General features: G+C 67.7%; 8 protein-coding genes. 7 read left to right on the top strand and 1 reads right to left on the bottom strand.

The features are described from left to right. The first annotated feature begins 58 nt into the window (after positions 1–58). Genes AC27LF_RS15905 through AC27LF_RS15915 form a run of 3 tightly spaced genes read left to right on the top strand, consistent with a single transcriptional unit; the run spans position 59 to position 5,196 of the window. A complete protein-coding gene (locus AC27LF_RS15905; protein ID WP_479659002.1) occupies positions 59–3,085 on the top strand; it encodes a lantibiotic dehydratase in 3,027 nt (1,008 codons plus the stop codon). Beyond that, positions 3,082–4,230 (top strand): lanthionine synthetase C family protein, encoded by a 1,149-nt coding sequence (locus tag AC27LF_RS15910; RefSeq protein ID WP_479659003.1) that lies wholly within the window; start codon positions 3,082–3,084, stop codon positions 4,228–4,230. Before AC27LF_RS15905 ends, AC27LF_RS15910 begins: the two co-directional genes overlap by 4 nt. Before the next feature lie 12 nt (positions 4,231–4,242). After that, positions 4,243–5,196, top strand: a complete 954-nt coding sequence (locus tag AC27LF_RS15915) for a thiopeptide-type bacteriocin biosynthesis protein (protein WP_487231271.1) — start codon at positions 4,243–4,245, stop codon at positions 5,194–5,196. An 11-nt stretch (positions 5,197–5,207) separates the two neighbouring features. Here the strand turns inward: AC27LF_RS15915 and AC27LF_RS15920 are convergent, their stop codons facing one another. Next, positions 5,208–8,207 carry a glycoside hydrolase family 35 protein gene (locus AC27LF_RS15920; RefSeq protein WP_479659005.1) on the bottom strand — a complete coding sequence of 1,000 codons (3,000 nt, stop codon included), beginning with the start codon at positions 8,205–8,207 and terminating at the stop codon, positions 5,208–5,210. Between the two features lie 74 nt (positions 8,208–8,281). Between AC27LF_RS15920 and AC27LF_RS15925 the strand changes: the two genes are divergently transcribed. From AC27LF_RS15925 to AC27LF_RS15940, 4 genes are all read left to right on the top strand, one after another. After that, complete coding sequence (locus AC27LF_RS15925) at positions 8,282–8,740, top strand: RrF2 family transcriptional regulator (protein WP_479659006.1); 459 nt, start codon at positions 8,282–8,284, stop codon at positions 8,738–8,740. A 61-nt stretch (positions 8,741–8,801) separates the two neighbouring features. Beyond that, positions 8,802–9,089 (top strand): transposase, encoded by a 288-nt coding sequence (locus AC27LF_RS15930; protein WP_479659014.1) that lies wholly within the window; start codon positions 8,802–8,804, stop codon positions 9,087–9,089. A gap of 372 nt (positions 9,090–9,461) precedes the next feature. Next, the gene (locus AC27LF_RS15935) at positions 9,462–14,714 is read left to right on the top strand and encodes a polymorphic toxin type 17 domain-containing protein (RefSeq protein WP_479659007.1); all 5,253 of its coding nucleotides are present in this window, start codon (positions 9,462–9,464) and stop codon (positions 14,712–14,714) included. Between the two features lie 91 nt (positions 14,715–14,805). Continuing rightward, entirely contained in the window at positions 14,806–15,189 is a 384-nt protein-coding gene (locus AC27LF_RS15940) for a hypothetical protein (protein WP_479659008.1), read from the top strand. The last annotated feature ends 24 nt before the right edge of the window (positions 15,190–15,213 follow it).

Raw genomic sequence — 15,213 nt, forward strand, 5'->3', positions numbered from 1 at the left:
CGAGCCCATGACGGTCGGCCCGGCCCCGCACCACCGAGACCAAGAAGGAGGCTTGGCCATGTATCACGGAGTTGACGCGAGCATGATTAGGGCGTCGGTGTTTCCGCTGGCAGCACCGCTGCCTCCCTGGCCCTCGCCGGCCGGTGACAGCACTACGGACATCGAACAGTGGCGCGAGTGGATCACCCAGGTCTGGGCCGACGATGCCCGAGCAGCAGCGATCGAGTTTGCCGCACCTCACCTCGCCGACTCCGTCCGAAGGGTGCTGAGCGACGAGGGGCAGCGGCCGAAGTCGCTCCAGCGCACCGCCGCATCCCTGGCCCGCTACCTGCTGCGGATGCGATACCGAGCGACGCCGTTCGGGCTGTTTGCCGGACCCGCCCCCATACGCATAGCCGGCAACGCCCACGTGCGGTGGGGAACTGACCACCGGGCCTTCGCACAGGCCGACGCCGTGTGGCTTCACGACGTCGTCACGAGCCTCGAACGCGATCCGGACGTGCTGCGGCACCTCATCGTCGTGGCCGATCCCACCTGCACCGTGCGAGGCGCCCGGGTCAGCGTGCACAACCAGCCGGGCACGGATGGTCCCACCGAGACGACGCTGCGGCGCACACCGGCCGTTGAGGCGGTACTTGCCCTCGCCCGTACCCCGATCGCGGTCGGGGACATCGCGGTCAAGCTGCACAGTGAGTACCCGGATGCCCCGCTCGCCGTGGTCGACGGCATGCTGCGCAACCTCGTTGAGCATCGCGTGCTGTTGACCAGTCTCGACGCCCCCATGACGTGCGATGACCCACTCGGACACCTGATCGCGCAACTCGACGACGCCCGCGTCGCGTCCGAGACAGCTGAGGAACTGCGGCACATTCACGGCCTCCTTTCCCACCACGACGTCGCTCCGCAGCAAGAGCAACGGGCTCTTCGCGCCCAGGCCACCGCGCGGATGAACGCCGTCACGGGCACCACCGGGCGCAGCCTGATGGTCAACCTGCGCCCGGACTGCGAGGTCGTGCTGCCGGCGGCCGTGCCCCAGGAGGCGGTGCACGCTCTGGAGACCATCGCCCGCATCACCCCGTTCCCGAACGGCACGCCGGCGTGGCAGGACTACCGGACACGATTCCTGGAGCGCTACAGCATGGGCGCCATCGTCCCCGTGCGCGACCTCACCGACCCGGACACGGGCATCGGCTTTCCCAGCAGCTACCGAGGCACGGTCTTGAAGCGCCCAGTGGTGGCCACGAGCCTCCGTGACGAACACCTGCTCGCCCTCGCCCAGGGCGCAGCCCTGGGCGATCAGCGTGAGATCGTCCTCACCGAAGAGGACCTGGAGGCCCTTTCCCTCGGCGATCCCACCCAAGTCCCCGCACACGTCGAGCTGTGCTTCACCGTGTTGGCGCGCTCCACCGAGGACCTGGACCAAGGCCGGTTCAGGCTGACCGCAGCCGGCCTGTCCCTGGCGGCCGGCACCACCACGGGCCGCTTCCTGACCATGCTGGAGCAGTCCGACCGGGACCGAATGACTGCCGCGTACGCCAGCCTGCCGTCGCTCACCGCAGGCGCCGCTCGCGGTCAGGTCTCCAGCCCGCCGCTGCGGCTCCGGACCCGTAACGTCGGCCGGGCTCCGGCTGTCGTGGCGAAAGCCCTGTCCGTAGGCGAGAACAACCCCGGAGCCACGCTCGACCTGGACGATCTCGGCGTTCTCACCGACTCACAACGCCTCTACCTGGTGTCGCTGAGCACGGGCCAGTTCATCGAGCCGTCGGTCATGAACGCCGTCGAACTCAGCAGCGCCACTCACCCACTGGTCCGTTTCGTGTGTGAGCTGCACCGCTCGCACACTGCCGTCCTGCTCCCTTTCGCCTGGGGCGCTGCGGAACGACTGCCGTTCCTGCCCGAAGTGCGCGTCGGCCGCACCATCCTGTCCGCCGCCCGCTGGCGGCTCCGCACCCGCGACTTGAGTGATGGCAACTGGGTGTTCCGGTTCACTGACTGGCGGATCCGCTACGGCGTGCCCCGCACCGTGTACGTCGGCAGCGACGACCAGCGGCTCCGCCTGGACCTGGACATCCCCGCCCACCAACAACTTCTTCGGGCCGAGATGGACCGCCACAAAACCGTAGTGCTGCACGAAGCGCCCCCCGAGAGCGAGTTCGGTTGGATAGGGCGCGCCCACGAGGTCACCATGCCGTTCACTTCCGACCAGCAGGCCACCCCCGCTCCGCGCTTCCGCCCGACGGCCGTCGTAGGCCGGAACACCGACCTCCTCCCGGGCGCCTCCGAGCGGGTGTACGTGAAGCTGTACGGCAACGCCGACCGCGCAGCGGACGTCTTGACCACCCACCTCCCCCGGTTGCTGATCAACTGGGGAGCCGAGAGGCCGGACTTCTGGTTCGTCCGCTATGCCGACCCCGACAGCCACCTGCGGCTGCGCATGCGCATGTCGTCCCCGGACGCCTTCGGCGACGCCGCCTCGCGCATCGCCGCCTGGGCAGCCGAGCTGCGCAGCGAGGGCCTGATCCAGCGGGTGCAGTGGGACACCGACACCCCGGAGACCGGGCGCTATGGCATCGGGTCCACTCTGGAGGCCGCAGAGCGGTTCTTCGCAGCCGACTCCGCCGCCGCGCTCGCGCAGCTCGTCATCCCACTCCCGGACAGCTACCGTCCAGCCCTGACCGCGGCCAGCATCGTGGACATTGCCACCGCCTTCCTGGGGTCTGCGGCAGCGGGATGGGCGTGGCTGACGAACAACTTCCTGAAGGGCGAGGGCGGCGCCGTCCCTCGCGACGTGCAAGCCATGGCCGTACGGCTTGCTGATGCAGGCTCTACCCACCTCGCTGTCCGGGACCTCCCGCGCGGTGATCACTTGGCCGCGGTATGGGCGCTGCGCCGCAGCGCCCTGGCTGACTACCGCCAGGAGCTCGAAGCGGCCCGCACCGATCCGGCCACGGTGCTGCCGTCCCTGCTGCACATGCACCACAACCGTGCGGCCGGAATCGACCCCGCCGCCGAAGCCGCCTGCCGTCGCCTCGCTCGTACCGCCGCCCTGTCCTGGACCATTCGCACCCAAGGAGCCGAACGGTGACGGCCGCCCCTTCCATCACCGATACGGCCGTCGCCGCCCGGCAGTCCCTCGCGCACGGCCCCCTCGGAACTGCTCTCCTTCACATCGAACGCGCCCACCGCGGCCTCACCCCATGGCAGGCAGTCCACCGGGAACTCGCCGTCGTCCGCCCGCTGATCGACGGAGATGAGGCGAGCCTGTTCTTGGGCGCCCCAGCGATGACATACGTTCTGCACCTGGCCGCCGCCGACAGCGGTCGGTATGCCGGCGCCCTGCACACTCTTGATGGCACCGTGGCCGCGCACACACGCCGCAGTCTGGCCGCTGCCCACGCACGCATCGACCGGGGCGGCTACACCTCCTTCGCCGAGTACGACCTGTTCCGGGGGCTGACCGGCCTGGGCGCGCTTCTCCTGCGCCGACAGCCGGAAGGCTACGAACTCAGGCGCGTGCTGGAATACCTGGTCCGGCTCACCGAACCGGTCACCGGCCTCGACGGGCAACAGCGGCCGGGCTGGTGGGTCGGCCACGCCCCTGCCAGCGACGAGGCAGCCACACCCAGCGGTCACGCCAACGCAGGTCTCGCGCACGGCATCGCCGGCCCCCTCGCCCTGCTCGCTCTGGCGAAACGGCGCGGCATCGCCATCGAGGCCCACGACATCGCCATGGCGAGGATCTGCCGCTGGCTCGACCGGATACGGCTGAACGACCACCGGGGGACCCGCTGGCCCCGGTGGATCAGCGCGGCGGGCCCTGCGCCCGCCCTCCCGGCCGCGCCATCCTGGTGCTACGGCACGCCCGGCCTGGTTCGCGCGCAGCAGCTCGCCGCCATCGCTCTGGGCGATGAGGACCGGAAGCGGATGGCCGAGCGAGCCCTGCTGTACTGCTTGGACGATCCGACCCAGCTCGACCAGCTCACGAACCGTGGCCTGTGCCACGGCATCGGTGGGCTCCTCCGAACCGTCCAGCGAGTCGCCGAGGATGCAGAGGTTCCCTACCTGTTCACCGATCGGCTTCCGTCGCTGCGTCAGCGTTTCCTCGCCGTCGACCCGCCGGATGAGCCCGGACTTCTCGAAGGAGCGGCCGGGGCGATGCTGGCCTTCCAGAGCGTCGAACCAGGAGCCGAGCCAGTGACCGACTGGGACGCCTGCCTGCTCCTGAGCTGAGGACACGACATGGTGGATCCCTACGACGCCAGTCCAGTGGAGGACGCCGTCCTGTCGGTTCTCGGCGGAGAACCGATCGCGGATGCGGCCCGCCAGGCACGGATGTCCTCCGGCCGGCTGGCCGATGCGGTCGAGCGATACCGCGCCGCCGGCCGGGCGGCACTCGATACGTGCCCTGCGGACTGGCACCAGGTGTATATCCAGTTCGCGGACTATCCCACCGCAGAACGGGCCTTCCGTGCCTACCTCTTGCCGTCCCTGCGCGGGGCGCACGTCGGAGCGTGGTGGTTCCTGCGCAAGCACCCCTGTTGGCGGTTACGCCTTCAACACAGCCCGGACACGCCGGCCGAGGACGCCATCACCCACGTCGGCGAAGCCCTCGACAGCGCCGTGTCCTGGGGCGTCGTGAAGGACTGGTGGCCGTCGCTGTACGAGCCGGAGACTCTCGCGTTCGGCGGCGTGGACGGCATGACGATCGCTCACTCCATTTTCCACACGGACAGCGTCGGCGTGCTCGACTACCAGCAGGACGCTGCTGTGGGGGCCACCGGCCTCGATGCCAAGGCGACCTCACTGCTCGTCACCACCCTGTTCCTGCGGGCCGCGGGGCTGGAATGGGGTGAACAGGGCGATGTCTGGGGACAAGTCGAGGCCAGACGACCACTGGCCGACGACGTACCCCTCGACAAGGTCAGCGCCCTGGCGGACGCAGTGCGGCAACTGCTCCTGCGCGACACCGGCCCCGCACTCGCCGACGGGCCGCTCACACCGCTGGGCAACTGGGTGACCGGCATGGAACACGGAGGCCGCGCCCTCGCGGACGCTGCGCGTGAGGGGCGCCTAGGGCTGGGACTCCGTGGCGTCCTGGCCCGGCACGTCCTCTTCCACTGGAATCGCATGGGCTTCAACGCCCGCCAACAGGCCCTCTGGTCACGTGCCGCGCGGGAGGGTGTACTTGGCTGCTGATCGCCTGAACCTCAGCTCCCCGGGGAGGCCACCTGGGTGACCGGGGTGCCGCCGGACGCGCTGCCCAGGAGGGTCAGGCGTGCCTCGCCCGGTCCCGATTCCGTGGTGCCGTCGGACAGCACGGCCAGTGCCAGGGTGTTGGTGCCACGGGTGTTCAGGATGCCGTTCGGCAGCACGAAGGTGTGCTGCGGGCCCACGTCGTTGATGTACTGGCCCAGATTCCAGCCGTTCAGGAAGACCTGCACGCGGTAGGCGCGGGCCGGGTCGTCGTCCAGGACAAGACCGACCGAGGCGTCGACGCCGCCGGGCACCGTCAGCCGGAACGTGGTCCGGTACCAGGCCACGCCCTGCTCCCGGCCGCGGTACGGCAGTTCGACCGGACGCCAGCCGCCGTCCGCGAACCCCGGCAGATGCCAGCCCTCCCGCTCCCCGTACAGCCCGCCGTTGTTCATCGGCCCGCGCGCCGCGTCCGGCGCCGGCGCACCCTGGATGCGCCACCGCACCGTCGGCGCGGCCCCTTGGAAGCCCGCCCCGGTCAGCCCGCGTGCCGCCTTGTGCGTGTCCGCGGCTCCGCCGTCCCGGTCGTGCTGCATGCGCCGGACCAGCACGGACAGCACATGCCCGCCGGGCGCCGCAAGGCCGCGGCGCAGCCGCTCGCGCCGGTGGCGGGGCAGCGCCGACAGCGCGAACACCGCCGTGTCCGTCCAGGTGCCCCGGCCGGACGTGCTCTCGTCCGGCACCGGCATCCGGTGCACACCCAGCGGCTCGCCGTCCAGCCAGGCCATCAGCATGCCCTGGGTGCCGGTGCTGTAGCCGAGGGTCACCTTCTCCAGGCCGGCCGTGCCGGTCAGGTGCCCCCGGTACCAGACGTCGCCGTAGTGGAAGCCGTAGTCGTCGGCGAACAGGACCGGCCCGCCCTTCGGCACCGGCGTCGTGCTGTGCGACGTCCGCTTGTCGGCCACCCGCCACGCCGAGTCGTCGAACTCCGGCGCGGACTCGGGGTTCTCCGCCGCCCGGCGCCAGCCGCCCAGCGCGGGCAGCGTGACCTCCGGCACCCCCGGCAGCAGCGCCTCGGCCGTCAGGCTGCCGGACAGCGTGACGCGCGTGCTCACCGGGCGCCCGTTCCACTCCACGGCGTCGATCCCGCGCGGCCCCCACACCTCAAGGCCGGTCTCCTGCACGGTGTCGCCGGTCAGCCGGACCGTGGAGCCGTCCAGGACGGCCTCGCGCAGCAGCGCGGGGCCGTACACCAGCACCGTCCCGGACGGGGTGTCGTACGGAAACAGCCGCAGCGCGGTCGCCTCGTCGGCGAACAGCAGCAGCAGCGGCGTCTCGCTCTCGCCGTGCTCGACCAGCACCCGGGTGAGCCCGCCCTCGCCGAGCGGCACGGACACATGCAGGGCGCCCCGCTCGTACACCCAGGCGCCGTCCGGGTCCAGGCGGTTGACCAGCGGCTCGCTCGGGCAGTCCAGCACCAGGCGGGCCATCTCGCCGCGCGGCCCGGTGAACAGCGCGATGTCCAGGCGGCCGGCGGTGAGCCGGAACATGGGCTGCACGGTGCTGTACCGCAAGGTCCGTCTGCCGAGGGAGAGTCCGGTGGTCAGCAGCCGGGCGTCCCGGGCCGGGACGGTGACCTCCACGCCGCCCGCCGCGGTCGGCAGCGTCGTGGTGACCGCCTCGGCGCCGTCGTTGCGCGCCACATACACATGGGACCCGGTGTCCGGATTGGTGAGGTGGTAGACCTTGAGGCCCTTCGCGGTCACATCCGCCGCCCGGTCCAGCCTGGCGAAGTCCGGCACCCGTTGCAGGAGATGACCCAGCTGGTGCATCGGGGCGATCTTGGGGGTGACGTTGCGGGCCTCGTCGATGGCCGCCCCGTAGTCGTACGACGTGTAGACGACCGGTGCGGGCAGCCAGCCCCACGAGGTGCCGCCGAACGCCATGCGGACGTTGTGCAGGGTCAGACCGTTGGCCACGTTCGTGAGGTGGAAGCGGCGTTCGAAGGCCGCGTCCCGGGTGCGCCGCGCCTCGGCGTACCCCTTGCCGTCGAAGGCGGCCCCGCCCCACGGGTCGTACCGGCCGTCGCCGAACCCCGCGACGAAACCCGGCGTGCGCGGGCTCGCACCGGCGCGGGCCGCCCTGCCGCCGGTGCCGAACCGCCCCCGGTCCTGCGGGGTCCCGGACGGCTCGGCAAAGTCGTCGAAGCCGTACAGCCAGCCGCCCTTGTCCCCGCCGGTGTCGAACGACCCCGCCACCCAGTGGCCGCTCGGGCCCCTGTCGTTGTGGAACAGCGGTACGTCGATGCCGTCCGCCCGCACCTTCCGGTACAGGTGGGACATGTACGCGCGGGCGGTCGGCTGGTCCGCGCGGGCGTCGTACTCGTTCTCGATCTGGTACAGCAGGACCGTGCCGCCGCCGTCGGTGAACTGGTGCCGGCGGGCGATCCGGTTCACCGCCGTGAACCACGCGTCGACATGCGACAGATAGACGGGATCCGCCGTCCGCGCCGTTCCGTCGGTGACCGTGAGCCAGCCGGGGAAGCCGCCGCCGTCCACCTCCGCGTCGATGTACGGGCCGGGGCGCAGGATGACGTACAGCCCGGTCTCGGCGGCCGTGCGCAGGAACAGGTCCAGGTCGCGGACGCCGCTGAAGTCGTAGCGTCCGGGGGCGGGGGAGTGGTGGTTCCAGGCGACGGGGACGCTCACCGTGTTGTGGCCGTGCGCCCGCATCTTCTGCAGCACGTCCCGCCACAGGGACGGGCTCGGCAGCCGGAACGGGTGCATCTCGCCGGACCAGACCACGAGGCGTCTGCCGTCCACGAGCAGGGAGTGACGGTCGTAGCCGACCGTGTGCCGGCGCCGGTCCGCGCTCGGCGGGGCCGGTGCGGGGCCGGTCGGCACACTGCGCGCCGCGTACGCCGAGAGCGCCCCCGGGCCGCCGCTGCCGCCCAGGGCGAAGCCGAGCGCGGCGGAGCCCGCGAGGGCACTGAAGGTACGTCTGCTGAGCGCCAAGGGGTTCCTCCCGGGCGGTCCTACGGGGGCGCGGTCCGGCCATTCTCCCCGGCGGTACGCCCCACAATGGACCCATGAGGATCTCGGCACGGGCGGACTACGCGGTGCGGGCGGCGCTGGAGTTGGCCGTACGGCAGGGTAACGGCCCGGTGAAGGCAGAGGAAATCGCCTCTGTACAGGACATCCCCCACAAGTTCCTTGAGGGCATCCTGGGCGATCTGCGGCGCGCCGGGATCGTGTCCAGCCGGCGCGGCGGTGGCGGCGGGTACCGGCTGGCCAGGCAGCCGGCGGAGATCACGGTCGCGGACGTCATCCGGGCGGTGGACGGCCCGATCGTCTCGGTACGCGGAGAACGCCCGTCGAGCCTCACCTACACGGGCACCGCCGAACCCCTGCTGCCGCTGTGGATCGCGCTGCGCGCGAACGTCCGCAAGATCCTGGAGGGCGTCACCCTGACCGACCTCGCCACATCCCGCCTCCCACCCCTGGTGAACCACCTGGCAGCGGACCCAGCCTCCTGGCAAAACCCCTGACCAGCCCCACCGGGGGGGCCCAGCGGGGCCGTTCGGAGGCGAGCGGCGGCGGACGGGGTGTCTGTCCGACCTCCAATGCGACCGCCACTTACGTGCGTTCATCAACGCTCAGGACTGGATCGTGGTCCACTACTTGCCTCCGTTCGCGCCGCAGGCCAATACGGTCGAGAGCATCTGGGCCCTGCTCCGCAGGCACTGCCAGGCCAACACCGCCATCACCGACCCCGCCCGGCTGATGCGCATCCTCCGGCGGGGACTGCAGCAGGTCCAGTACCGGCCCGATCTCCTCGATGGTTGCCTTGCCGGCACCGGCCTCACCCTGACGACACCATGCCTACAACGTCAGTAGGCGGTGCTGCGCTTACGCGTTCTGAGTCGCGTAAATCGAAGGCCATCCGTGTGGGTGGCGTGAAGGTTGCGCAGTTTTTGTCGTGACAATAGTCACGTGTGGCCGCTCCAACATGAGGCTATGACCTCTCTTGTTGTGTCCCTGACGGGTGGGGTGGATTGCCTTATGTCGGGGCGTGGTCGTCAGCCGAGGGAGGGGCTCGTGCGGAAGCGTGCGCGGGGAGTTCGTCTGGTCGTCACCAATGCGTTACTGGTGGCACTGGTGTGTAGCGGTGCACTGCGTGCTGTACCAAGTCGGTCTGGTGAAGTTGATGTCGGGGCGCAGACGCCGATCGCCAAGAGAACGTCGGCTCCTCTGGAACCTGCCAGGGTGATGACCGCCAAGCAGCGTAAGGCGCAGGTGCAACGCGATGACCAACTCGCGGCATTACGCCCGGAGTTACGCAACGACGGGCGTGTACGCAAAGCGCTGCAGGCAAGCGAGAAGGCAACGGCGACGGCGGAAAGGCATGGGAACCCGGCAGCAGTTTCTGCTGAAAGCCTCGGGGTTTCAGACGAACCGGCACCTCGGAGTACTGAAGCCGACGACGCCTTCGAGGGTGCGTTGTGGGGCGATACCTACATTGTCGCCGACGAGTCCCAACTCGATCCTGCCGGCGTTGTCACAACACTGCCGTCCAGCCTGCCGGTCAACCCCCATGTGTATCCGAACTACCGGCCTGGGCGCACCACCTGGTATCTGGAGACGGGCTGGACGACATCCATACCGCAGATGCTGCGCCTGGATCTGTACCAGGCATCGGACAACAAGTTGGTGGCCACACGACTGACCAGCAGGGATACCTCTCGAAGCGCGGAGACTTCGAGCCTTTGCCTGAGTTGGCTGGGCGGCAGTGCTCCAAAGACCTGTACCTGGTCCCTGGCTGACGGCGTGCTGGCCGGTAATGACGGGACGGCGTACTACGCCAAGGTCTCCTTTGCCACGAAGATGACCAATCACTGGTACAAGGTTCCCAACCAGCAGAAGCTGACATACCGGGAGTACTGGCTTCCGACCGCATGGACGACGGCTGTCACCAGCCCTGCGGCACCTGCCGTCCATACCCCCGGCATCGACGGTGATCTCTCCGGCCGGTGCACCTGTTTCTACCAGACGCTCATCGCCGATCCGGTGAATACCGCGACGGGTGTCGTCACGGAGACCGTGACTGACGCGGTCGTACCCGGCAAGGGAATGCCGCTGACGTTGTCGCGTTCCTACTCGTCGGCTGACACGGACACGGATGGCTTGTTGGGGCGGGGGTGGAAGCTCCCCTTCGAGTCGCACCTGACCGTGGCTGCGGATTCGGTCACGCTCGTCGAACCGGACGGGGCTTCTGTCAAGTTCACGAAGAACAGCGAAGGCTCGTACGAGGCCCCTGTCCCTGTCCGTTATGAACTAGCTGCGACCAGTGACGGGTTCTCGGTGACCAACTCCGATCACACGAGCCGCATCTTCGACACCTCCGGTCGTATGACGGGGTGGGTGGACGGAGCGGACAGGGGGCTGTCCTTGGGCTATTCCGGTGGGAGACTGGCGACCATCAGCGATGCGGCGGGGCGGACCGCGAAATTCGATGTCGGCACGGCGACGGGGCGTCTGGACTCGGTCACGCTGGCTGATGGCAGGAAGGTGTCATACGGCTACACCGGCGGCCAGCTCACGTCGGTGACCGGTCTCGACGGCGGGGCCATTCAGTACGGCTACCTAGACGGACGCCTCACCACGGTCATCGACCCCAACGGGAACACCGTCACCCGGAACACCTACGACGCGGCAACCGGTCGGATCCGCGAGCAGATTGACGCCCTGGGTGGCAAGTACAGCTTCACATGGACTCCCACCACCGGTGCGCCTGAGGGTTCCGGCGCGTCCAGTATGACTGACCCCGCAAAAGGCATTTGGACGGACGTCTATGAGGCGGGCGTTCTGATGCGGACCTACCGCCCCGAAGGCGGAGGAACGGACCGCGGCTACGACGGGAAACTCAACCTCACCTCGGAGTACGACGGCAACGCAAACGAGACCTCACGCACATTCGATGACCGCGGCAACCTGAAGACGCAGGTCACGGACGGTGTCACGCAGGCCTTCGACTTCGACTCCGCAGATCGCCTCAAGTCCTACACGAACGGCCGCGGCTACACCACGGCATACAGCTACGACGGCAGCAGTGACCGGGTAAAGACCATCACCGGGCCGGCCGGCGAGACGGACTACACCTATACGACGGGCGGCCAGGTCGAAACCATAACCGCACCCGGCGGCGGCGTCACTCATTACGGTTACACCGACGCGGGCCTGGTGAAAGCGGAGACGAGCCCCGAAGGCCACACGACCACCTATGGCTATGACGACGCCGGCCGCGTGAAGACGGTGACGGATCCCCGGGGCAACGTACAGGGAGCCGACCCGGACAAGTACACCACTACCTATGACTACGACGCCCGTGGACGCCTGTGGAAGGTGACCGACCCGGCCCAGCACACGACCACCTACGGGTACGACGACAACGGGAACGTCAAGAGCGTTACGGACGCGCTCGGCCGGGTCACAGCGTACGAGTACAACGCAGCCAACCAACTGAGCAAGACCACAGACCCGGACGGAAAATTCGCCACTCTGGAATATGACGACCGCGGAAATCAGAAAGCGGCAGTGGACGAAACCGGCCGCCGCACCACCTACGACTACGACGGTGAGAACCGTCTGCAATCTGTGACGAGCCCACGCGGCAACGTCGACGGGGCTGATTCGGGCAAGTACACGACCACGTACGGCTATGACGACAATGGCAACCTGACCGAAACCGTCGATCCCACCGGAGCGCTGACCACCACTGCGTACGACGACTTCAACCGGCCCACCAAGGTCACCGACGCGCTGAACCACGTCACGACGACGGACTACGACGAGAACGGCAACGTCAGCCAGGTCACCGACGCGCTGAACAAGGTCACCAAGTACACCTATACGCGCGCCGATCTCCTTGAGACGATCACCAACCCGCTGGGCAAGGTCACCACGTACGGTTACGACGCCGACGGCAACCGCACCTCACAGGCGTCCCATCTCTCACGCAAGACCACGTGGTCCTACAACGACGACGGACTGCTGGAAACGGAGACCGATCCGCGCGGCTACTTCTCCAACAACACGCCGTCGGACTACACCACCACATTCGACTATGACGCCGCGGGCAACCAGACCAGCGTCACCGACCCCTACGGCAAGCAGCAGATCCGCGAGTACAACAACCTCAACCAGGTGACCGCTTCGCAGGACGAGCGTGGTCGTCGCACGGTCTACGCCTATGACTCCCTCGGACGCGTCAAGACCGTCACCGCCCCGGACAACGGCACCACCAGTTACAGCTACGACACGGCCGGCAATGTACACACCCGCACCGACGACAACCAGCACACCACCATCTACACCTACGATCCCGGGCACCGTCTGACATCGGTCACCGATCCACTCGACCGCACCGTCGGCTACCACTACGACGCCGACGGCAACCTCGACAAGACGACCAACGCCCGCGGCACGGTTGTCACGAGCACCTTCGACGCCCTGAACCGGCTCACAGGCACACGCTACAGCGACTCCACCCCGGCGATATCCATCGGCTACGACGCGGTCGGCAACCGCCACCAGATCACGGACGCCACGGGCACACGCACCTTCGGCTATGACGCCGACGACAGGCTGACGAGCATAAGCCTGCCAGCCGGCAAGAAGTTCGCCTACGGCTACGACGACGCCGGACAACTGACCAGCCGCACCTATCCGGACGGCCAGCAGACCAAGTACACCTACAACTCCGACGGTGACCGCGCCACAGCCACCACCAACGGGCTGAAAACGACATACAGCCACGCGTTCCCGGGCCTGCTGACCGGCACCACCCAGCCCAACGGGTACACCGAATCCAGGACCTACGACCGCAGCCTCCGGCTCACCGACGTCAAGACTTCCAACAGCACCACGACGCTGGCCGCCTGGCACGCCGTCCTGAACCCCGACGGCCAGCCCCAACGCGTCGACCACACCGGCACGGCCGCGACGCAGTCCGAGTACTACGCCTACGACAGCGCCGGAAGGCTGAAGAGCGACTGCTCCTCGTCCACCCAAGCCGACACCTGCCCGGCCGGATCACCCACCACCACCTACTCGTACGACAAGGTCGGCAACCGCCTCACCCGGACCGCTCCGAGCGGCACCACGAATTACTCCTACGACGCCGCGGACCAACTCACCAAGACAGTCACCGGCGCCGGCACCACGACCTACACCTACGACACCGACGGCAACCAGACCGCTAACGGAGTCGAGACCCTCACCTACGACGCCGAGAACCGGCTGAAGTCGAAAGGGACGACCACCTACAGCTACGACGCCGACGGCAACCGCACCAGCGCCGTCAAGGGCACCAGCACCACGTCATACACCTGGGACATCAACAACGAACTGCCCCTGCTGGCCGCAGAAACCTTCCCCGGCACCACGTCGACAGCCGACTACACCTACAACGAACTCGGCCAGATCGAGTCCACCAAACAGCCCAAAGGCACCTTCTACCACCACCACGACCTCGTGGGTTCCGTCACCGACATCACCAACTCCTCCGGCGGGACCGTGGCCGAGTACACCTTCGGCCCCTTCGGCGAGAACCCCACAAACCTGAACATCGGTGACTCGGACGCACCAGTCAATCACTTCGGTTTCACCGGTGAGTACACCGACCAGACCATCAAGAACGACTACGACGCGGTCGCCACGAGCATCAACCTCCGCGCCCGCAACTACGACCCGGACACCGGCCGCTTCACCAGCCGCGACCCGTACGTCCCGGACGAGACCACCCCCTACACGCAGCCGTACGCCTACGTCGAGAACATGCCGACCAACCGCACCGACCCCAGCGGCATGTGCAGCATCACGACACAGATGAAAGACCTCTTCACCGGCAACTTCGGCTGGAACAACAACTGCGCCCAGGAAGACCGCGAAACCGCCACCAAACCCCCGGCCGTCCAGTCGGCCAAAGCCCTCTCCGACAACCTCACCAAAGCAGGCGCTGAGGCATTCGGTAACGCTGGTATCGGGCTCCTTGACGGTCTGACCTTCGGAGCCTTCGGCTACCTGACCGGCGCCCAGATCACCTGCCCACCCGCCTACAACGTGGGTCTTTATGCCAGCATGGTGCCCTTTCCCGTATCCGGTGGCGGGAAGAGGCTCGCAGAGGATGTGGCGGTAGCAGGGCTCAAGGACATCACCACGACCGGGCTCAAGGGTCTGATCAAGAAGGCCAAGCTGCCGACGCAAGGCGGTGTCCGTTATGTGCCGCCGAGTGGCGTGAGTGTCGGTTCCGGCCTGCCGCGAACGAGTGGCGGCGGTTATATCGACAAGTTTGGGAATGTCTGGGAACGCGGTCCGTCTCGGACTGCTGGTGAGGCATTCGAGTGGGACGTGCAATTGAGCAAGCACGGTCGTACCCAGTACGCGTGGCTCAAACCCGGGAGTGGAAAGCCCCTCAGGCACCTGAATGTGTCGCTTAAGGGGATCATCACCCATGTGAGCTGACCATTCTCACAATGAGGGCAGCAGTCGTACGCCTGCGGATAGACTGCTGCCCTCATCGGGTCAAGGCATGGAACGGCCATGGAGGGCGTAAATGCGTGGAGTAGCCGAGCTTCAAGCTCTTCTTCGGGTTTCAAACGAACGAGCGCTGAGCCGGTTGATTTCAAGGATCGTTCGTGAGTTTCCACTGGGACTCGGCGAGGGAAACAGCAAAGAATACTGGAAGGACACCAAGCTTCAGGATGTGCGGTTCCCGATTCTGCTGGGCCAGGTGGAGCATCCAGGTGAAATGCTGTGCCGAGTACTCGCCGCCGGTTGGTCGATGGCAGGACCTTGGACCGTGTTGAGTGTGGGCGAGCCTTTCACGGCAGGATGGGAGTTTGTCGCCATCGCGGACTGCAAGAATGCCGACATAAAAATTCCCGGGGTGGAATGGTTGAGGATTTCGCTTATTCTGGACGATGTTACGTCAGGATGATCACGAGCGTCATTGCTTGGTTTG

Source organism: Streptomyces diversicolor (genome assembly GCF_057537855.1).

What these genes read in the sequence shown, in the direction of transcription:
- AC27LF_RS15925 (WP_479659006.1), top strand. Translation starts at nt 8,282, where the DNA reads ATGAGGATCTCGGCACGGGCGGACTACGCGGTGCGGGCGGCGCTGGAG.
- AC27LF_RS15940 (WP_479659008.1), top strand. Translation starts at nt 14,806, where the DNA reads ATGCGTGGAGTAGCCGAGCTTCAAGCTCTTCTTCGGGTTTCAAACGAA.
- AC27LF_RS15905 (WP_479659002.1), top strand. Translation starts at nt 59, where the DNA reads ATGTATCACGGAGTTGACGCGAGCATGATTAGGGCGTCGGTGTTTCCG.
- AC27LF_RS15935 (WP_479659007.1), top strand. Translation starts at nt 9,462, where the DNA reads ATGACCGCCAAGCAGCGTAAGGCGCAGGTGCAACGCGATGACCAACTC.